We start from the raw sequence: 16,551 nt of genomic DNA on the forward strand, positions 1-16,551 counted from the left end.
GCTTCCGGCTGCGGACCGCCCGGCTCCTTCGGGCCGTTCGTCCACAATGGCCGATATGTGGCGGTCCGGTCTCACATAGTGGGCGTCGCCGGTACGGAACACTGGCCAGGGTGTTTACATGCGCGTATCACTTAAGTGTCCCTGCGCGCGGCAACGGCGCCGAGCGCCCCTCACCGGGCCGGACCGGAACACGCCGGTCGCCCCTCCCGGCTCCTCCGGTCCCGGTGTCAGCCGTGCCAGAAAGGGCTTCCGTGACGACGCGATCAGAGTCGAAAACCACGCTCGACAACCTGCTCAACGAGATCGAGAAGCGCAACCCGGCCCAGCCGGAGTTCCACCAGGCCGTGCACGAGGTGCTGGAGACGCTCGCCCCCGTGGTGGCGGCCCGCCCCGAGTACGCGGAGCCGGGTCTCATCGAGCGGCTGTGCGAGCCGGAGCGGCAGATCATCTTCCGTGTGCCGTGGCAGGACGACCAGGGGCGCGTCCAGGTCAACCGCGGCTTCCGGGTCGAGTTCAACAGCGCGCTGGGCCCGTACAAGGGCGGCCTGCGCTTCCACCCCTCGGTCAACCTGGGCGTCATCAAGTTCCTGGGCTTCGAGCAGATCTTCAAGAACGCGCTGACCGGTCTCGGTATCGGCGGCGGCAAGGGCGGCAGCGACTTCGACCCGCACGGGCGCAGCGACGCGGAGGTCATGCGGTTCTGCCAGTCCTTCATGACCGAACTGCACCGGCACATCGGTGAGCACACCGACGTCCCCGCGGGCGACATCGGCGTCGGCGGCCGCGAGATCGGCTACCTCTTCGGCCAGTACCGGCGGATCACCAACCGCTGGGAGGCCGGCGTGCTCACCGGCAAGGGGCAGGGCTGGGGCGGCTCGCTGATCCGTCCGGAGGCCACGGGGTACGGCAACGTGCTGTTCGCGGCCGCGATGCTGCGTGAGCGGGGGGAGGACCTCGAGGGGCAGACCGCGGTCGTCTCCGGCTCCGGCAACGTGGCGATCTACACCATCGAGAAGCTGGCCGCGCTCGGCGCCAACGCGGTCACCTGCTCGGACTCGTCCGGCTACGTCGTCGACGAGAAGGGCATCGACCTGGAGCTGCTCAAGCAGATCAAGGAGGTCGAGCGGGGCCGGGTCGACGCGTACGCCGAGCGGCGGGGCGGCTCGGCGCGGTTCGTGCCCGGCGGGCGGGTCTGGGAGGTCCCGGCCGACATCGCGCTGCCGTCGGCCACGCAGAACGAGCTGGACGAGACGGACGCCGCCACACTGATCCGCAACGGGGTGAAGGCGGTCTCCGAGGGCGCCAACATGCCCACGACGCCCGAGGCCGTGCACCTGCTCCAGAGCGCCGGCGTCGCCTTCGGCCCCGGCAAGGCGGCGAACGCGGGCGGGGTCGCGGTCAGCGCCCTGGAGATGGCCCAGAACCACGCCCGTACGGCGTGGCCGGCGGCCCGCGTCGAGGACGAGCTGACGCACATCATGAACGACATCCACACCACCTGCCACGAGACGGCCGAGCGCTACGGCGCCCCCGGCGACTACGTGACGGGCGCCAACATCGCCGGCTTCGAGCGCGTGGCCGACTCGATGCTGGCCCAGGGCGTCATCTGACGCGCGGGTGAACTCGCCGCCAACGCCGGACGGGGCGTTGGCGGCGACTCGCCGAAAGCACTACCCACCGGCGTGAGCGGTGTTCTTGGCTGGGCGGATGGTGCATGCGGCTGACAGCAGAACAGAGATACGCGAGCGGGTCATGGGGAAGGCGGGCCTGCCGAAACAGCCGCTGCCGCCGCTCGCCGAGGCCGTGACCGGCGCACCCGCGACCGCCCGGCGCGCGCCGGGCGGAGGCGGACGTCTGTACGCGATCGACGGCCTCCGGCTGCTCGCCGCGCTGATGGTCGCCGCGCACCACTACGCCGGGACCTGGCGCGCCGACCGGCCCGGCAACGCGATCTGGGACCGGCCGGTGTCCGAGATTATGCCGACGGTGTTCCGGTTCGCGTCCTACGGCTGGATCGGCGTCGAGATCTTCTTCGTGATCAGCGGCTTCGTGATCTGCATGTCGTGCTGGGGGCGCACCCCGCGCCAGTTCTTCGTCTCGCGGGTGATCCGGCTCTACCCGGCGTACTGGTTCGCGGTGCTCTTCACCACGGCCTTCCTCGTCGCCGTACCGGGCGTGTGGGAACGCCTGCGGCTGCGGGAGGTCCTGCTCAACCTGACCATGCTGCAGTCCGGTTCGCGCGTGCCCAACGTGGACGGCGTCTACTGGACGCTCTGGTCCGAACTGCGCTTCTACCTGCTGTTCCTCGTGGTCGTCGCCATGGGGCTGACGTACCGCAGGGTCGTGCTGTTCTGCTGCCTGTGGGGCGCGGCGGCCATGATCGCGCCGGTCTCCGGGCTGCCCCTGCTGGAGCTGGCCGCCAACCCCGACGGGGCCTGGTACTTCATCGCCGGGCTGGCGCTCTACCTCATGCACCGCTTCGGCCAGGACCTGTTGCTGTGGGGCATCCTCGCCATGGCGTGGCTCATGGGTCAGATGGAGCTGGGCCGGCGCGTCGCCGAGGTGGAGCACGTGTCCGGCTGGCGGGGAAGCGTGCTGATCTTCACCGTCTTCCTGCTCTTCATGGTCGCCGCGGCGCTCGGCTACACCGACCGGATCCGGTGGAAGTGGCTGGTCACGGCGGGCGCCATGACGTACCCGCTCTACCTGGTCCACTACGCCGTCGGCACCACGCTCATCAGCCGCCTGCACGGCACGATGGACGCCCGCCTCCTGGTGGTCTCGGTCATCGCCGGCTTCCTGGCCCTGAGCTACCTCGTCCACCGCCTGGTGGAACGCCCCCTCTCCCGCCTCCTCAAGACGGGCCTGAACACGTCGTTCGCCCGCCTGCGCAAGGCGAGCGGCGTGCCCGGCGGCACTGGTGTCCCAGGGTGAGCCTCGCGGTGTCGGGGCCGTACGGCCCAGGCGGGGGGCGCCGGCGGGCGCCAGACTGGCGGGTATGCGGAAACTCTCCCTCGACGCACTCGCCCGCGAGCACCTCGCACACGCCGCGGCCTCGGCCAACGGCCGCAGCGCCACCACCGTCCACGGCGGGCACGAGCACGTGCTGCGCCAGACGCTGCTGGCCCTGACCGCCGGCACCTCCCTCGCCGAGCACGAGAACCCCGGCGAGGCGACCCTCCAGGTACTGCGCGGCCGGGTCCGCCTGACCAGCGGCGACACCTCCTGGGAGGGGCGCGACGGCGACCTCGTCCTCATCCCGCCGGCCCGCCACGGCGTCCAGGCCCTGGAGGACTCGGCGGTGCTCCTCACGGTCGCGAAGCGCGGGTAGTCCCCCGCGGCATCCGGTTCGGGTCCGCACCGTGCGGTCCCGGCTCGTCCGCCGTTCCCGGACCCGCCGCTACGCGGACATCGAGTTCGGTGAGGAACTGTCCGGCGCCCGCTACGCGTCGTAGGGGCCGGTCCAGGCCGGGAGGGCAAGCTCGCCCTGGTCGCCGGCAGTGGCCAGTCGTCCTGCGTCGGCGCCGTGCATAGACGGGATCGCGTGTACGGGCTCAGCTTTTTCAGCAAACTGTCGTGCTTGGTGAGTTCGCGTGGACCGCTTCGGGGTCGGCGGAGGTTTTGTTTCGTCCCGGCTCACGCGGAGTCGAATTCACCGTGCTGCATGTGACCGGTTGACTGTGCGGCACACCGGTCGGCCACCGTTGGACGGGGTACGAGGGCTGCTGCTTAGCTGGGATCAAGACCGTGCCAGGTTGACAGCGAACGAGAGAGGTGCCCGGTGGAGACTCCCCGCCTTGAGGAGGTGCGGCTGAGCTCCTTCAAGAGCTTCACCGAGCAGCGCCTGCCCTTGCAGGACCTCACCGTGCTGATCGGGCGCAACGGCAGCGGAAAGTCCAACGCGCTGGACGGGCTGATGGTGCTGTCCCGGTTGGCACTGGGGGAGCCGGTGCGGGACGCGCTGGACGGGCCGCGCAGCGGGGGAGAGGAGCCGATCCGAGGTGGCGCCGAGGGGTGCGCGCCGCTGGGGGAGGACCGTTTCGGCCTCGGGTGCCGCGTGCGGTCCGGAGAGGCAGTTTTCGATCTGGACGTGGTGATCGCGATCTCTCCTGAGGTGCGCATCCTCCGTGAGGAACTGACGGCGGTCGAGGGCGTGCCCTACGCGGGCCGTCGACTGGCGGCGGGGCGCTCCCTCCTGGCGAGCGACGCACCGGACGCACGCCGCAGTGACCTCAACGTCCGCTACTTCAACGGGCGGCGGGGTCTCGACCCGGGAGTGCCGTTCGCCGCCGACCGGCTGCTGGCCGGCCAGGTGCCGGTGAGGCTGCCCGCGACCACGGAGGCCACGAAGCTCGTGCACCGAGCGGCGCAGGACGTGCTCGCCGTTCTGCGGGACGTCTTCCTCCTTGATCCGGTCCCGCATCTCATGAGGCAGTACGTCAACGCGCGCGACGTGGAGCTCAGACGCAGCGCCGACAATCTGAGCGCAGCGGTCGCGGGCCTGGCCAAGACCGATCCCGCCGCTTTCGACAGGCTTACGGAGCTGGTGGCGGGAATGCCCGAATACCCGGTTCGGGGGGTGAGCAGTGTCGGCACTAAGTTGGGGGATGTGCAACTGGTCCTGCGCGAGGCCGGATATCACGGAGCGGAGCACGACGTCCCGGCACGGCTCCTGAGCGACGGCATGCTGCGGTTCCTGGCCTTCGGCACCGCCTTGCTGAGTGCGCCCGTCTCCGGCGGTGGCGACGAGCCGCTCCTGACGCAGCGGCACCTGGTGATCGAGGAGATCGAGAACGGCCTCTATCCCACCCAGGCCGCACGGGTCCTGCGCCTGATGAAGGAGGAGTCCCAGCGGCGTCGCATCGATGTGCTCTTCACCACCCACAGCCCGGCCCTGCTCAACTCCCTGAACGCGCAGGACCATCCGGGAGTCGTCGTGTGCAGCCGGGACCCGGAGTCGGGGGAAAGCCGGCTGACCCGCCTCACGGAACTGCCCGGCTATGTCGACCTCCTGGCCGCGGGAGACCTCGGCGACGCGGTGACCAAGGGGCGCCTGCCGGACGCCGTGCGTCCCCGGGAAGAGGGCGTGACGAGCGTCGAGGACTTCCTGAGGAGCCTGTGAGCCCGTGAGCAGACAGCATCAGTCCGGGCTGCGGCTCCCCGTCGTCGACTTCCTGGACACATCCGTCTTCGTCGAAATCCTCGGCGTACCTCACATGAACGCCCACCGCGGCGAAGTCCTGTCGGAGATGGACGTCCGGCTGAAATCCAAGGTGCGCTTCGTGCTGCCGACCGCGACCGTGATCGAGACCGGCAACCACGTCTTCCAGATCAAGAACGGTGATGCCCGCCGGAAGTGTGCCGCGGATTTCATGAGCATGCTGCGCAAGACTGCACGCGGGGAGGCGCCCTGGGTGCTGCACGAGCGGACCTGGGACGGTGCCTTCCTCACCTCGCTCTGTGACGGCGGTACCACAGGCATGGACCTGGCCACGCACGCCGTACGACAGCAGCTGGGCGCCGGCGACCTGAGCATCGTCTCCGAGCGGGACCTGTATGCGGCCCGGGCGCGGGCCGAAGTCCGCATCTGGACGCTGGAGACCACGATGGGGACCTGGGCCGAGCTGCCCTGAGCCCGGCCGTACGGCCGTCTCGCCATGCGCCGAACCGCGTCGCAGGTCATCAGGGCGGGATGAGGTGCCGGGATCCGGTGGGGCCGGTCCTCACCTCGGCCCAGACGGTCTTGCGCGGGGGCAGGGCGGGGACGACTCCCCAACGGCCGGCGAGGGCGTCCACGAGCAGGAGACCGCGGCCGGACACGGCGTCGGTGGCGGAGTGCTGCAGGCACGGCAGCCGGTCACCGCGCGTGTCGGTGACCCCGATGCGGAGGGTGTTGCCGACGACGTACATCAGCAGCCGGAAGTCCCGGCCCGGCACGTGGCCCTGGGTGATGGCGTTGGCCGCAGCTGCACGGACGCATCCGCCTCATCAGCGGCGACACGTCCTGAGAGGGCCGCGACGGCGACCTGCTCCCCATCCCTCGGCCCGCCACAGCCCGGGGGCTCTGGTGGAGGACACAGCGGTCCTCCTGACCGTCGCGAAGCCGGTCTGACATACACGTCGGAGGGGCCGCGAGGCCAACCGGCACAGTGACCGGCCGGGCCTCGCCGTCCCGTGACACCGTCCCACTTGGGAACGTTTCTGCTGGTCAGCGCACTGCCGACATGAATACCCGAGATGATGAAGCAGCCCCGAACAGCACAACCGGAAGGTTCGACTCCCTGTTGTGTCCGGTGTTGGTCACGAGACACCAGGAGGGGATCACCTTGGTCTTGTCGCATCTCGCACGCCTGACTGCTTCGCTCGTAGCGGCGGGCGCCCTCATCATCACGACTCCGTCGGGGGCATCTGCCACAGCGGTCGGATCGACTCCTATTCGCACCTTCGACTACACCATCGGCGGTGTGTCGATGAAGGTGCCGACCGGATGCATGTTCACCCATGCCGTCCGTGGCAGCGGCCGCAAGATCACCTACCAGAATGCCGGCGTCGACTGCGCTTTCGTCGGGGCTCTCAGCAGCGGCTTCTGCAACTGGCGCATCGACTTCACCTACGCCGACACGAACAACAAGACATACCGCACGTCCCGGGGCGCGACACACCAAGAGTGCAAGATCGATCCCATGCGCAACAACTCACCGCAGCGGCTGCCTCGTTATGGCAAGACGTGCGCGCATCTCTATGTCAACAGCGTGCGACGAGCGGCTCAGTGCCATCACATTACGAAGTGAGCGTCATGACCGAGGAGCAGGGGCAGCACGAGGGCCCCGGACATGAAGTGCGCCTGCGGCGGGCGGGGATCGTGGCCTTCCTGGTGGGGTTGATCGCGGCACTCGCTTTCTTCGCGTTCTTCCCCGGGATGCCCCATGTCATCGACTGGGGAGCAATTCTCGTCTCCCTGTGCGTGGGTGTTCTCGCCCGCATGGGCTGGCGGGCGTGGAGAGCGAAGACGGGTAAGGGGCGGCAGAGTCGTCATCCATGAGCTCGCCGGTGACGTGACTTCGCAGTGACAACCAGTGGCGAAGGGGGCGCTGCCGGCGCCGAGCGGGTCTGATCAGGCGGTGTCCGCTCCCGTTCCGGCGATCGGCTTCGGGTGGCCGGACATCCTCGCCAGGCGGGACAGCAGCCTGGCGTAGACCGTGGTCGCCGCCGCGACCACGGACGCGATCGTCGACAGGGCCAGGACGCCCAGCAGGGCCGGCCACTGGCGCAGCTCGCTGTCGCAGACGCCGTCGGCGCGCTGGAACGGGTCGACCAGCGGGCCTTCGCAGCGGGGCACGCCGTCGTACTCGGGGCCGTACGAGGAGAGCAGCAGGACCGCCAGGCACCCCCACAGGGCCAGCGCCAGCAGGATCCAGGCGATCGACCACTTCTCCGCCCGGTCCGCGTCCCGCGGCGTCCGCGCCCCGCCGGAGCCGGTCCCCGCCGTGCCGTCGGTGTCGGCCGTACCCACGTCGTCCCCCTGTTTCGTCCGCTCGTCCACCGGGCCGGACGCGCCCGCCCGGCGGGCCCCGGTTTGAGCCGCGTCACCTTCGGGGTATTCTCTCCGGCTCGATTGGCCAGCCCCCTGCCCCGTATGGCAGACTAGCCGAGTTGCTCGGTCGAGTGCCGATGCTGCGCGCCTCCCGCCGGGAGGACCGGAAGCGAGTCCCACAGTACTCGTCGCCCCTGATCAGGGGCGGAAGTACGGGAATCTTCCGGGAAGCGTCAGCGGGGTGCAGACCAGGCACCTGGTGGGCCTCTCGCCCCCGTCCGCGGTTCCGGAAGGGCCCGCACTCCCCAGCAGGGAAGTCCCGGAGAGGGACATCTGTGTCAACGGGAGCGCGACACGCCCGACCGCGTGGGTCGGAGGTGAGGCGAGGAACACCGGGTTCCAGAGCGTTTTCGAGAGACAGGACTACGAAGTAGCCATGGCGGGACAGAAGATCCGCATCCGGCTCAAGGCCTACGACCACGAGGTCATCGACTCCTCGGCGAAGAAGATCGTCGAGACGGTGACGCGTACTGGTGCGTCGGTCGCGGGCCCGGTGCCGCTGCCCACTGAGAAGAACGTGTACTGCGTCATCAAGTCGCCGCACAAGTACAAGGACTCGCGCGAGCACTTCGAGATGCGCACGCACAAGCGCCTGATCGACATCCTCGACCCGACCCCCAAGACCGTTGACTCTCTGATGCGACTCGACCTCCCGGCCGGTGTCGACATCGAGATCAAGCTCTGAGGCCGGTGATCTGAAGATGACCAAGCAGATCAAGGGCATCCTGGGCGAGAAGCTCGGCATGACGCAGGTGTGGGACGAGAACAACCGCGTTGTTCCCGTCACCGTCGTCAAGGCCGGGCCGAATGTCGTGACCCAGGTCCGTACGAACGACGTCGACGGCTACGAGTCCGTCCAGATCGCCTTCGGCGAGATCGACCCGCGCAAGGTGAACAAGCCCCTCAAGGGCCACTTCGCCAAGGCCGACGTCACCCCCCGCCGCCACCTTGTCGAGATCCGCACCGCGGACGCCGCCGAGTACACCCTGGGCCAGGAGATCACCGCTGAGGTGTTCGAGTCCGGTGTCAAGGTCGACGTGACCGGCAAGAGCAAGGGCAAGGGCTTCGCCGGTGTCATGAAGCGTCACAACTTCAAGGGCCTCGGCGCCGGTCACGGCACCCAGCGCAAGCACCGCTCTCCCGGTTCCATCGGTGGCTGCGCCACCCCGGGCCGCGTGTTCAAGGGCCTCCGCATGGCCGGCCGCATGGGCAACGAGCGGGTCACCACCCAGAACCTGACCGTCCACGCCGTTGACGCGGAGAAGGGTCTGCTGCTCATCAAGGGCGCGGTTCCCGGTCCGAACGGCGGCCTCGTCCTGGTCCGCACCGCGGCCAAGGGGGCCTGAGGTAACCGATGAGCACTGTTGACATCCTTTCGCCGGCGGGCGACAAGGCCGGTACCGTCGAGCTCCCCGCGGAGATCTTCGGCGTTGAGAAGGTCAGCGTTCCGCTGATCCACCAGGTCGTCGTCGCGCAGCTCGCCGCTGCCCGCCAGGGCACGCACAAGACCAAGACCCGCGGTGAAGTCCGTGGTGGCGGCAAGAAGCCGTACCGCCAGAAGGGCACCGGCCGCGCCCGTCAGGGTTCGACCCGTGCGCCGCAGTTCGCCGGCGGTGGCGTCGTCCACGGCCCCGTGCCGCGCGACTACTCGCAGCGGACCCCGAAGAAGATGAAGGCCGCGGCCCTGCGCCACGCCCTCACCGACCGGGCCCGCCACAACCGCATCCACGTCGTCACCGGCGTGATCGAGGGCGAGACCCCCTCCACCAAGGCCGCCAAGAGCCTGTTCGGCAAGATCAGCGAGCGTAAGAACCTGCTGCTCGTCGCCGACCGCTCCGACGAGGCCGCGTGGCTGTCCGCCCGCAACCTGCCCCAGATCCACATTCTGGAGCCGGGCCAGCTGAACACGTACGACGTTCTCGTCTCGGACGACGTGGTCTTCACCCAGGCCGCTTTCGAGTCCTTCGTGTCTGGCCCCAAGGCCGCTGACACCGAAGGGAGCGAGGCCTGATGGCTACGCGTCACCCGAGCATCGCCTCGAAGGCCGCCAAGGCGGCCAAGGCCGCGCGCGTCGCCAAGGCGCGCCGCCACGAGGCCGAGGGCAAGAACACCGTCGTCACCCCGGCGAGCAAGGCGTTCACGGACCCCCGTGACGTGCTGCTCAAGCCGGTCGTGTCCGAGAAGAGCTACGCGCTCCTCGACGAGAACAAGTACACGTTCATCGTCGCGCCGGGCTCCAACAAGACCCAGATCAAGGAGGCCGTCCAGGCGGTCTTCTCGGTCAAGGTCACCGGGGTCAACACGATCAACCGCCAGGGCAAGCGCAAGCGGACCCGCACGGGCTTCGGCAAGCGTGCCGACAGCAAGCGCGCGATCGTGACCCTCGCCGAGGGCGACCGTATCGACATCTTCGGCGGTCCGACCTCCTGACGGAGGTCCGGATCGTCCGATATCGGACGAGGACTGAGAAATGGGTATCCGCAAGTACAAGCCGACGACTCCGGGCCGTCGTGGCTCCAGCGTCGCCGACTTCGTCGAGGTCACGCGGTCCACGCCGGAGAAGTCGCTGGTCCGCCCGCTGCACAGCAAGGGCGGCCGTAACAACGCCGGTCGTGTGACCGTTCGCCACCAGGGTGGCGGACACAAGCGCGCCTACCGCGTGATCGACTTCCGTCGTCACGACAAGGACGGCGTGCCGGCGAAGGTCGCGCACATCGAGTACGACCCCAACCGCACCGCGCGCATCGCGCTGCTGCACTACGCCGACGGCGAGAAGCGCTACATCCTCGCCCCGCGCAACCTGCAGCAGGGTGACCGCGTCGAGAACGGTCCCGGGGCCGACATCAAGCCGGGCAACAACCTGGCCCTCCGCAACATCCCGGTCGGTACCACGATCCACGCGATCGAGCTCCGTCCCGGTGGCGGCGCCAAGTTCGCCCGCTCCGCCGGCGCCTCCGTGCAGCTGCTCGCGAAGGAGGGCTCCATGGCCCACCTGCGCATGCCGTCCGGAGAGATCCGCCTGGTCGACCAGCGCTGCCGCGCCACGGTCGGCGAGGTCGGCAACGCCGAGCAGAGCAACATCAACTGGGGCAAGGCGGGCCGCAAGCGGTGGCTGGGCGTTCGCCCGACCGTCCGTGGTGTGGTCATGAACCCGGTGGACCACCCGCACGGTGGTGGTGAGGGCCGGACCTCCGGTGGTCGTCACCCCGTGTCCCCGTGGGGCAAGAAGGAAGGCCGTACTCGTTCGCCCAAGAAGGCGTCGAACAAGTACATCGTCCGCCGCCGCAAGACGAACAAGAAGCGCTAAGGACGGGTTGAGATGCCTCGTAGCTTGAAGAAGGGACCCTTCGTCGACGACCACCTGATCAAGAAGGTGGACTCGCAGAACGAAGCCGGTACCAAGAACGTCATCAAGACCTGGTCCCGTCGCTCGATGATCGTCCCGGCGATGCTCGGCCACACGATCGCGGTGCACAACGGCAAGACCCACATCCCGGTGTTTGTCACCGAGTCCATGGTCGGCCACAAGCTCGGCGAGTTCTCGCCGACGCGCACCTTCCGGGGTCACGTCAAGGACGACCGGAAGTCGAAGCGCCGCTAACCAGCGGGGTGGAATGACCAATGACAGACACTGAAGGGACAACCATGGAAGCCAGGGCCCAGGCGCGGTACATCCGCGTCACGCCCATGAAGGCCCGCCGCGTGGTGGACCTCATCCGTGGCATGGACGCCACGGAGGCTCAGGCGGTCCTGCGTTTCGCCCCGCAGGCCGCGAGCGTGCCGGTGGGCAAGGTGCTGGACAGCGCCATTGCCAACGCCGCGCACAACTACGACCACACCGATGTCGACAGCCTCTACATCTCCGAGGCCTACGTCGACGAGGGCCCGACCCTGAAGCGGTTCCGTCCGCGCGCCCAGGGCCGCGCCTACCGGATCCGCAAGCGGACCAGCCACATCACCGTGGTCGTCAGCAGCAAGGAAGGAACCCGGTAATGGGCCAGAAGGTAAACCCGCACGGGTTCCGGCTCGGTGTCACGACCGACTTCAAGTCGCGTTGGTACGCCGACAAGCTGTACAAGGACTACGTCAAGGAAGACGTCGCCATCCGTCGGATGATGACGTCCGGCATGGAGCGCGCCGGCATCTCCAAGGTCGAGATCGAACGCACCCGTGACCGCGTGCGTGTGGACATCCACACCGCTCGTCCGGGCATCGTCATCGGCCGCCGCGGCGCCGAGGCCGACCGCATCCGCGGCGACCTCGAGAAGCTCACCGGCAAGCAGGTCCAGCTGAACATCCTCGAGGTCAAGAACCCCGAGACGGATGCTCAGCTCGTGGCCCAGGCCGTCGCCGAGCAGCTCTCCTCCCGCGTCTCCTTCCGCCGTGCCATGCGCAAGAGCATGCAGTCGGCGATGAAGGCCGGCGCCAAGGGCATCAAGATCCAGTGCGGTGGCCGCCTCGGCGGCGCCGAGATGTCCCGCTCGGAGTTCTACCGCGAGGGCCGCGTGCCCCTGCACACGCTCCGCGCGAACGTGGACTACGGCTTCTTCGAGGCCAAGACGACCTTCGGCCGCATCGGTGTGAAGGTCTGGATCTACAAGGGCGACGTCAAGAACATCGCCGAGGTCCGCGCCGAGAACGCTGCCGCCCGTGCGGGTAACCGCCCGGCCCGCGGTGGCGCCGACCGCCCGGCCCGTGGTGGCCGCGGTGGCGAGCGGCGCGGTCGCAAGCCGCAGCAGCAGTCGGCTCCGGCCGCCGAGGCCCCCAAGGCCGAGGCGCCCGCCGCTGCCGCTCCGGCTGAGAGCACCGGAACGGAGGCCTGACCGAAATGCTGATCCCCCGTAGGGTCAAGCACCGCAAGCAGCACCACCCGAAGCGCAACGGCATGTCCAAGGGTGGAACGCAGGTTGCGTTCGGCGAGTACGGCATCCAGGCGCTGACCCCGGCCTACGTCACGAACCGCCAGATCGAAGCGGCTCGTATCGCCATGACCCGTCACATCAAGCGTGGCGGCAAGGTCTGGATCAACATCTACCCGGACCGTCCGCTCACCAAGAAGCCGGCCGAGACCCGCATGGGTTCCGGTAAGGGTTCTCCGGAGTGGTGGATCGCCAACGTCAAGCCCGGACGCGTCATGTTCGAGCTGTCGTACCCCAACGAGAAGATCGCCCGTGAGGCGCTGACTCGTGCGGCCCACAAGCTGCCGATGAAGTGCCGGATCGTCAAGCGCGAGGCAGGTGAAGCGTGATGTCGGCCGGTACCAAGGCGTCCGAGCTGCGCGAGCTGGGCAACGAGGAGCTTCTCGCGAAGCTCCGCGAGGCCAAGGAAGAGCTGTTCAACCTCCGCTTCCAGGCGGCGACCGGTCAGCTCGAGAACCACGGTCGGCTCAAGGCCGTCCGTAAGGACATCGCGCGGATCTACACCCTGATGCGTGAGCGCGAGCTGGGCATCGAGACGGTGGAGAGCGCCTGATGAGCGAGAGCAACGTGACTGAGAACACCGAGGCACGCGGATTCCGCAAGACCCGTGAGGGTCTGGTCGTCAGCGACAAGATGGACAAGACCGTCGTCGTCGCCGTCGAGGACCGCGTCAAGCACGCGCTGTACGGCAAGGTCATCCGCCGTACGAACAAGCTCAAGGCCCACGACGAGCAGAACGCCGCGGGTGTCGGCGACCGCGTCCTCCTCATGGAGACCCGGCCGCTGTCCGCGACGAAGCGCTGGCGCGTCGTAGAGATCCTCGAGAAGGCGAAGTAATCGGCCGGGGCCTTCGCCCCCGCCGACCCCCGCCGGGGGCCCAGGCCCCCGGCGGCGGGTTCGCCCTCCCAGAGGCACAAGTAATTCCTGCGGGAGCTCCCCGCAGGACGGTTCCGCCAGGCTCTCCGGACCAACTCCCGGAGGGAACCGGCAGACAATCAGGAGATAGACGTGATCCAGCAGGAGTCGCGACTGCGTGTCGCCGACAACACGGGTGCGAAGGAGATCCTCTGCATCCGTGTGCTCGGTGGCTCCGGTCGCCGCTACGCGGGTATCGGTGACGTCATCGTCGCCACCGTCAAGGACGCGATCCCCGGTGGCAACGTGAAGAAGGGTGACGTCGTCAAGGCGGTCATCGTTCGCACCGTCAAGGAGCGCCGCCGTCCGGACGGCTCGTACATCCGCTTCGACGAGAACGCCGCCGTCATTCTGAAGAACGACGGCGACCCTCGTGGCACCCGTATCTTCGGCCCGGTCGGCCGTGAGCTGCGCGAGAAGAAGTTCATGAAGATCATCTCCCTCGCGCCGGAGGTGCTGTGAGCATGAAGATCAAGAAGGGCGACCTGGTCCAGGTCATCACCGGCAAGGACAAGGGCAAGCAGGGCAAGGTCATTGCCGCTTACCCGCGCGAGGAGCGCGTCCTGGTCGAGGGTGTCAACCGGGTCAAGAAGCACACCAAGGCCGGTCCGACCGCTCGCGGTTCGCAGGCCGGCGGCATCGTGACCACCGAGGCCCCGATCCACGTCTCCAACGTCCAGCTGGTCGTGGAGAAGGACGGCAACAAGGTCGTCACGCGCGTCGGTTACCGCTTCGACGACGAGGGCAACAAGATCCGCGTTGCCAAGCGGACGGGTGAGGACATCTGATGGCGACCACCACCACTCCGCGTCTGAAGACGAAGTACCGCGAGGAGATCGCGGGCAAGCTGCGTGAGGAGTTCTCCTACGAGAACGTCATGCAGGTTCCCGGCCTCGTCAAGATCGTGGTCAACATGGGTGTGGGCGACGCCGCCCGCGACTCCAAGCTGATCGAGGGCGCCATCCGCGACCTCACCACGATCACCGGTCAGAAGCCGGCCGTCACCAAGGCCCGCAAGTCCATCGCGCAGTTCAAGCTGCGTGAGGGCCAGCCGATCGGTGCCCACGTCACGCTCCGTGGCGACCGCATGTGGGAGTTCCTGGACCGCACCCTGTCGCTCGCGCTGCCGCGCATCCGCGACTTCCGCGGCCTGTCCCCCAAGCAGTTCGACGGCCGTGGCAACTACACCTTCGGTCTCACGGAGCAGGTCATGTTCCACGAGATCGACCAGGACAAGATCGACCGCGTCCGGGGTATGGACATCACCGTGGTCACCACGGCGACCAACGACGCTGAGGGCCGCGCGCTCCTTCGTCACCTCGGCTTCCCGTTCAAGGAGGCGTGAGCGAGATGGCGAAGAAGGCTCTGATCGCTAAGGCTGCTCGCAAGCCCAAGTTCGGTGTGCGTGGCTACACCCGCTGCCAGCGCTGCGGCCGCCCCCACTCCGTCTACCGCAAGTTCGGCCTGTGCCGCGTGTGCCTTCGTGAGATGGCTCACCGTGGCGAGCTGCCGGGCGTGACCAAGAGCTCCTGGTAATCCGGTAATTCCGGGTTATTCAGACTCTCGGTAAGCATCTGGGTCGGCAGAGGCCCGGCTCCCCATGCCTTAGGCTTGTGGGGTTGGGCGTCTGCCGCCCGTACGACTTACTACGCCGTAGGTCCACCGCGCCGCACCCGTCCCGTCTCGGATCGGGGAGAGGGATGGCGCACCAGGAAACCCCGGCGAGAGAGGCCGAAGGCCAATTCATGACCATGACTGATCCGATCGCAGACATGCTTACGCGTCTGCGGAACGCGAACTCGGCGTACCACGACTCCGTGACGATGCCGGCGTCCAAGATCAAGTCTCACATCGCGGAGATCCTCCAGCAGGAGGGCTTCATCACGGGCTGGAAGGTCGAGGACGCCGAGGTCGGCAAGAACCTCGTCCTCGAGCTGAAGTTCGGCCCGAACCGTGAGCGCTCCATCGCGGGCATCAAGCGGATCTCCAAGCCCGGTCTCCGGGTGTACGCGAAGTCCACCAACCTGCCCAAGGTGCTGGGCGGCCTCGGCGTGGCCATCATCTCCACGTCGCACGGGCTCCTCACCGACAAGCAGGCCGGCAAGAAGGGCGTGGGTGGGGAAGTCCTCGCCTACGTCTGGTAGCGGAAGGGAACGGAGGAAACAGCTATGTCGCGCATCGGCAAGCTCCCCATCGCGGTTCCCGCCGGCGTGGACGTCACCATCGACGGCCGTACGGTCGCGGTCAAGGGCCCCAAGGGCACGCTGACCCACACCGTCGTGGCGCCGATCGACATCGCCAAGGGTGAGGACGGCGTTCTGAACGTCACCCGCCCCAACGACGAGCGTCAGAGCAAGGCCCTGCACGGCCTGTCCCGCACGCTGGTGGCGAACATGATCACCGGCGTGACCCAGGGTTACGTGAAGAAGCTCGAGATCAGCGGTGTCGGTTACCGCGTGGTCGCCAAGGGTTCGAACCTGGAGTTCTCCCTCGGCTACAGCCACCCGATCACCGTCGAGGCCCCCGAGGGCATCACCTTCAAGGTGGAGTCCCCGACCCGTTTCTCGGTCGAGGGCATCGACAAGCAGAAGGTCGGCGAGGTTGCGGCCAACATCCGCAAGCTCCGCAAGCCCGACCCGTACAAGGCCAAGGGCGTCAAGTACGAGGGCGAAGTCATCCGCCGCAAGGTCGGAAAGGCGGGTAAGTAAGCCATGGCATACGGGCAGAAGATCCTCAAGGGCGACGCCTACAAGCGCGCCGCGATCAAGCGCCGTCACATCCGGATCCGCAAGCGGATCGCGGGTACCGCGGAGCGTCCCCGTCTGGTCGTGACCCGCTCCAACCGCCACATCGTGGCGCAGGTGATCGACGACCTCAAGGGTCACACCCTGGCGTCGGCGTCCACCCTGGACACCTCGATCCGTGGTGGCGAGGGCGACAAGTCGGCCCAGGCCAAGCAGGTCGGTGCCCTGGTCGCCGAGCGCGCCAAGGCCGCCGGTGTCGAGGCCGTCGTGTTCGACCGTGGTGGCAACCAGTACGCCGGGCGCATCGCCGCCCTGGCCGACGCCGCCCGCGAGGCCGGGCTCAAGTTCTGAGCCGGTTCCGGAGCTAGCGGAAACAGAG

27 protein-coding genes are annotated in these 16,551 nt (G+C 68.1%); 25 read left to right on the forward strand and 2 right to left on the reverse strand.

Annotated features, from left to right (window positions below):
- Window positions 1-251 precede the first annotated feature (251 nt).
- The 5 genes from gdhA (at window position 252) to ACH499_RS21810 (ending at window position 5,633) form a co-directional block, all read left to right on the forward strand.
- Window positions 252-1,610, forward strand: coding sequence for an NADP-specific glutamate dehydrogenase (gene gdhA, locus ACH499_RS21790; RefSeq protein WP_356197767.1), 1,359 nt, complete (start codon window positions 252-254; stop codon window positions 1,608-1,610).
- A gap of 97 nt (window positions 1,611-1,707) precedes the next feature.
- Window positions 1,708-2,934, forward strand: coding sequence for an acyltransferase family protein (locus tag ACH499_RS21795; RefSeq protein ID WP_399017677.1), 1,227 nt, complete (start codon window positions 1,708-1,710; stop codon window positions 2,932-2,934).
- A gap of 64 nt (window positions 2,935-2,998) precedes the next feature.
- Window positions 2,999-3,331, forward strand: a complete 333-nt coding sequence (locus tag ACH499_RS21800) for a cupin domain-containing protein (RefSeq protein ID WP_399017679.1) — start codon at window positions 2,999-3,001, stop codon at window positions 3,329-3,331.
- Window positions 3,332-3,781: 450 nt separating this feature from the next.
- A complete protein-coding gene (locus ACH499_RS21805; RefSeq protein WP_399017681.1) occupies window positions 3,782-5,122 on the forward strand; it encodes an AAA family ATPase in 1,341 nt (446 codons plus the stop codon).
- A gap of 4 nt (window positions 5,123-5,126) precedes the next feature.
- Window positions 5,127-5,633, forward strand: a complete 507-nt coding sequence (locus ACH499_RS21810) for a hypothetical protein (protein ID WP_399017683.1) — start codon at window positions 5,127-5,129, stop codon at window positions 5,631-5,633.
- Between the two features lie 49 nt (window positions 5,634-5,682).
- On the opposite strand, the gene ACH499_RS21815 is transcribed toward ACH499_RS21810, so the two are convergent.
- Window positions 5,683-5,937: an ATP-binding protein gene (locus ACH499_RS21815; RefSeq protein ID WP_399017685.1), complete on the reverse strand. Its 255-nt coding sequence runs from the start codon at window positions 5,935-5,937 to the stop codon at window positions 5,683-5,685.
- 395 nt (window positions 5,938-6,332) lie between these two features.
- On the opposite strand from ACH499_RS21815, the gene ACH499_RS21820 reads away from it, so the two are divergent.
- Both ACH499_RS21820 and ACH499_RS21825 read left to right on the forward strand, forming a co-directional pair.
- A complete protein-coding gene (locus tag ACH499_RS21820) occupies window positions 6,333-6,791 on the forward strand; it encodes a hypothetical protein (protein ID WP_399017687.1) in 459 nt (152 codons plus the stop codon).
- 5 nt (window positions 6,792-6,796) lie between these two features.
- Window positions 6,797-7,042 carry a hypothetical protein gene (locus ACH499_RS21825; RefSeq protein ID WP_399017689.1) on the forward strand — a complete coding sequence of 82 codons (246 nt, stop codon included), beginning with the start codon at window positions 6,797-6,799 and terminating at the stop codon, window positions 7,040-7,042.
- Window positions 7,043-7,114: 72 nt separating this feature from the next.
- Here the strand turns inward: ACH499_RS21825 and ACH499_RS21830 are convergent, their stop codons facing one another.
- Window positions 7,115-7,513, reverse strand: coding sequence for a hypothetical protein (locus tag ACH499_RS21830; RefSeq protein ID WP_399017691.1), 399 nt, complete (start codon window positions 7,511-7,513; stop codon window positions 7,115-7,117).
- Window positions 7,514-7,970: 457 nt separating this feature from the next.
- Here ACH499_RS21830 and rpsJ point away from each other — a divergent pair, with 457 nt between their 5' ends.
- From rpsJ to rplR, 18 genes are all read left to right on the forward strand, one after another.
- Window positions 7,971-8,279, forward strand: coding sequence for a 30S ribosomal protein S10 (rpsJ, locus tag ACH499_RS21835; protein ID WP_003948644.1), 309 nt, complete (start codon window positions 7,971-7,973; stop codon window positions 8,277-8,279).
- Window positions 8,280-8,295: 16 nt separating this feature from the next.
- Complete coding sequence (gene rplC / locus ACH499_RS21840; RefSeq protein ID WP_037858413.1) at window positions 8,296-8,940, forward strand: 50S ribosomal protein L3; 645 nt, start codon at window positions 8,296-8,298, stop codon at window positions 8,938-8,940.
- Window positions 8,941-8,948: 8 nt separating this feature from the next.
- Window positions 8,949-9,605: a 50S ribosomal protein L4 gene (gene rplD, locus ACH499_RS21845; RefSeq protein ID WP_356197775.1), complete on the forward strand. Its 657-nt coding sequence runs from the start codon at window positions 8,949-8,951 to the stop codon at window positions 9,603-9,605.
- Window positions 9,605-10,024, forward strand: coding sequence for a 50S ribosomal protein L23 (gene rplW, locus ACH499_RS21850; protein WP_007443985.1), 420 nt, complete (start codon window positions 9,605-9,607; stop codon window positions 10,022-10,024). The genes rplD and rplW overlap by 1 nt, the downstream gene beginning before the upstream one ends.
- Window positions 10,025-10,064: 40 nt before the next feature.
- The gene (gene rplB, locus ACH499_RS21855; protein WP_030400225.1) at window positions 10,065-10,901 is read left to right on the forward strand and encodes a 50S ribosomal protein L2; all 837 of its coding nucleotides are present in this window, start codon (window positions 10,065-10,067) and stop codon (window positions 10,899-10,901) included.
- A gap of 12 nt (window positions 10,902-10,913) precedes the next feature.
- Entirely contained in the window at window positions 10,914-11,195 is a 282-nt protein-coding gene (rpsS, locus tag ACH499_RS21860) for a 30S ribosomal protein S19 (RefSeq protein WP_031076666.1), read from the forward strand.
- Window positions 11,196-11,239: 44 nt separating this feature from the next.
- Entirely contained in the window at window positions 11,240-11,587 is a 348-nt protein-coding gene (gene rplV / locus ACH499_RS21865) for a 50S ribosomal protein L22 (RefSeq protein ID WP_028420772.1), read from the forward strand.
- The gene (gene rpsC, locus ACH499_RS21870) at window positions 11,587-12,417 is read left to right on the forward strand and encodes a 30S ribosomal protein S3 (protein ID WP_009190135.1); all 831 of its coding nucleotides are present in this window, start codon (window positions 11,587-11,589) and stop codon (window positions 12,415-12,417) included. The genes rplV and rpsC overlap by 1 nt, the downstream gene beginning before the upstream one ends.
- Window positions 12,418-12,422: 5 nt before the next feature.
- A complete protein-coding gene (rplP, locus tag ACH499_RS21875) occupies window positions 12,423-12,842 on the forward strand; it encodes a 50S ribosomal protein L16 (protein ID WP_009190136.1) in 420 nt (139 codons plus the stop codon).
- Window positions 12,842-13,066, forward strand: coding sequence for a 50S ribosomal protein L29 (gene rpmC, locus ACH499_RS21880; RefSeq protein WP_003974259.1), 225 nt, complete (start codon window positions 12,842-12,844; stop codon window positions 13,064-13,066). Before rplP ends, rpmC begins: the two co-directional genes overlap by 1 nt.
- A complete protein-coding gene (gene rpsQ, locus ACH499_RS21885; RefSeq protein WP_014674375.1) occupies window positions 13,066-13,350 on the forward strand; it encodes a 30S ribosomal protein S17 in 285 nt (94 codons plus the stop codon). The genes rpmC and rpsQ overlap by 1 nt, the downstream gene beginning before the upstream one ends.
- 171 nt (window positions 13,351-13,521) lie before the next feature.
- The gene (gene rplN, locus ACH499_RS21890) at window positions 13,522-13,890 is read left to right on the forward strand and encodes a 50S ribosomal protein L14 (RefSeq protein WP_003998823.1); all 369 of its coding nucleotides are present in this window, start codon (window positions 13,522-13,524) and stop codon (window positions 13,888-13,890) included.
- A 2-nt stretch (window positions 13,891-13,892) separates the two neighbouring features.
- Entirely contained in the window at window positions 13,893-14,216 is a 324-nt protein-coding gene (gene rplX, locus ACH499_RS21895) for a 50S ribosomal protein L24 (protein WP_031477830.1), read from the forward strand.
- Window positions 14,216-14,773, forward strand: a complete 558-nt coding sequence (gene rplE / locus ACH499_RS21900; RefSeq protein WP_019329632.1) for a 50S ribosomal protein L5 — start codon at window positions 14,216-14,218, stop codon at window positions 14,771-14,773. The genes rplX and rplE overlap by 1 nt, the downstream gene beginning before the upstream one ends.
- Window positions 14,774-14,778: 5 nt before the next feature.
- Window positions 14,779-14,964, forward strand: coding sequence for a type Z 30S ribosomal protein S14 (locus ACH499_RS21905; RefSeq protein WP_003948630.1), 186 nt, complete (start codon window positions 14,779-14,781; stop codon window positions 14,962-14,964).
- A 209-nt stretch (window positions 14,965-15,173) separates the two neighbouring features.
- Complete coding sequence (gene rpsH, locus ACH499_RS21910) at window positions 15,174-15,572, forward strand: 30S ribosomal protein S8 (protein ID WP_007384075.1); 399 nt, start codon at window positions 15,174-15,176, stop codon at window positions 15,570-15,572.
- Window positions 15,573-15,596: 24 nt separating this feature from the next.
- Complete coding sequence (gene rplF, locus ACH499_RS21915; protein WP_217143310.1) at window positions 15,597-16,136, forward strand: 50S ribosomal protein L6; 540 nt, start codon at window positions 15,597-15,599, stop codon at window positions 16,134-16,136.
- A gap of 3 nt (window positions 16,137-16,139) precedes the next feature.
- Complete coding sequence (gene rplR, locus ACH499_RS21920) at window positions 16,140-16,523, forward strand: 50S ribosomal protein L18 (RefSeq protein ID WP_030174556.1); 384 nt, start codon at window positions 16,140-16,142, stop codon at window positions 16,521-16,523.
- Window positions 16,524-16,551: the final 28 nt, after the last annotated feature.

Origin of the sequence: Streptomyces sp. NPDC018947 (assembly GCF_044390505.1) — a bacterium.
In the GTDB taxonomy this organism is placed as follows: Bacteria; Actinomycetota; Actinomycetes; order Streptomycetales; family Streptomycetaceae; genus Streptomyces.

Excerpts from the sequence above, each read along its gene's own strand:
- rpsS (WP_031076666.1), top strand. The coding sequence starts at position 10,914 with ATGCCTCGTAGCTTGAAGAAGGGACCCTTCGTCGACGACCACCTGATC.
- rpsQ (WP_014674375.1), top strand. The coding sequence starts at position 13,066 with ATGAGCGAGAGCAACGTGACTGAGAACACCGAGGCACGCGGATTCCGC.
- rplR (WP_030174556.1), top strand. The coding sequence starts at position 16,140 with ATGGCATACGGGCAGAAGATCCTCAAGGGCGACGCCTACAAGCGCGCC.
- rpsC (WP_009190135.1), top strand. The coding sequence starts at position 11,587 with ATGGGCCAGAAGGTAAACCCGCACGGGTTCCGGCTCGGTGTCACGACC.
- rplX (WP_031477830.1), top strand. The coding sequence starts at position 13,893 with ATGAAGATCAAGAAGGGCGACCTGGTCCAGGTCATCACCGGCAAGGAC.
- rplF (WP_217143310.1), top strand. The coding sequence starts at position 15,597 with ATGTCGCGCATCGGCAAGCTCCCCATCGCGGTTCCCGCCGGCGTGGAC.
- rplD (WP_356197775.1), top strand. The coding sequence starts at position 8,949 with ATGAGCACTGTTGACATCCTTTCGCCGGCGGGCGACAAGGCCGGTACC.
- ACH499_RS21800 (WP_399017679.1), top strand. The coding sequence starts at position 2,999 with ATGCGGAAACTCTCCCTCGACGCACTCGCCCGCGAGCACCTCGCACAC.
- rpsJ (WP_003948644.1), top strand. The coding sequence starts at position 7,971 with ATGGCGGGACAGAAGATCCGCATCCGGCTCAAGGCCTACGACCACGAG.
- ACH499_RS21795 (WP_399017677.1), top strand. The coding sequence starts at position 1,708 with ATGGTGCATGCGGCTGACAGCAGAACAGAGATACGCGAGCGGGTCATG.
- rplB (WP_030400225.1), top strand. The coding sequence starts at position 10,065 with ATGGGTATCCGCAAGTACAAGCCGACGACTCCGGGCCGTCGTGGCTCC.
- rplC (WP_037858413.1), top strand. The coding sequence starts at position 8,296 with ATGACCAAGCAGATCAAGGGCATCCTGGGCGAGAAGCTCGGCATGACG.
- rplW (WP_007443985.1), top strand. The coding sequence starts at position 9,605 with ATGGCTACGCGTCACCCGAGCATCGCCTCGAAGGCCGCCAAGGCGGCC.
- rplP (WP_009190136.1), top strand. The coding sequence starts at position 12,423 with ATGCTGATCCCCCGTAGGGTCAAGCACCGCAAGCAGCACCACCCGAAG.
- ACH499_RS21905 (WP_003948630.1), top strand. The coding sequence starts at position 14,779 with ATGGCGAAGAAGGCTCTGATCGCTAAGGCTGCTCGCAAGCCCAAGTTC.
- rpmC (WP_003974259.1), top strand. The coding sequence starts at position 12,842 with ATGTCGGCCGGTACCAAGGCGTCCGAGCTGCGCGAGCTGGGCAACGAG.
- ACH499_RS21825 (WP_399017689.1), top strand. The coding sequence starts at position 6,797 with ATGACCGAGGAGCAGGGGCAGCACGAGGGCCCCGGACATGAAGTGCGC.
- rplV (WP_028420772.1), top strand. The coding sequence starts at position 11,240 with ATGGAAGCCAGGGCCCAGGCGCGGTACATCCGCGTCACGCCCATGAAG.
- rplE (WP_019329632.1), top strand. The coding sequence starts at position 14,216 with ATGGCGACCACCACCACTCCGCGTCTGAAGACGAAGTACCGCGAGGAG.
- rpsH (WP_007384075.1), top strand. The coding sequence starts at position 15,174 with ATGACCATGACTGATCCGATCGCAGACATGCTTACGCGTCTGCGGAAC.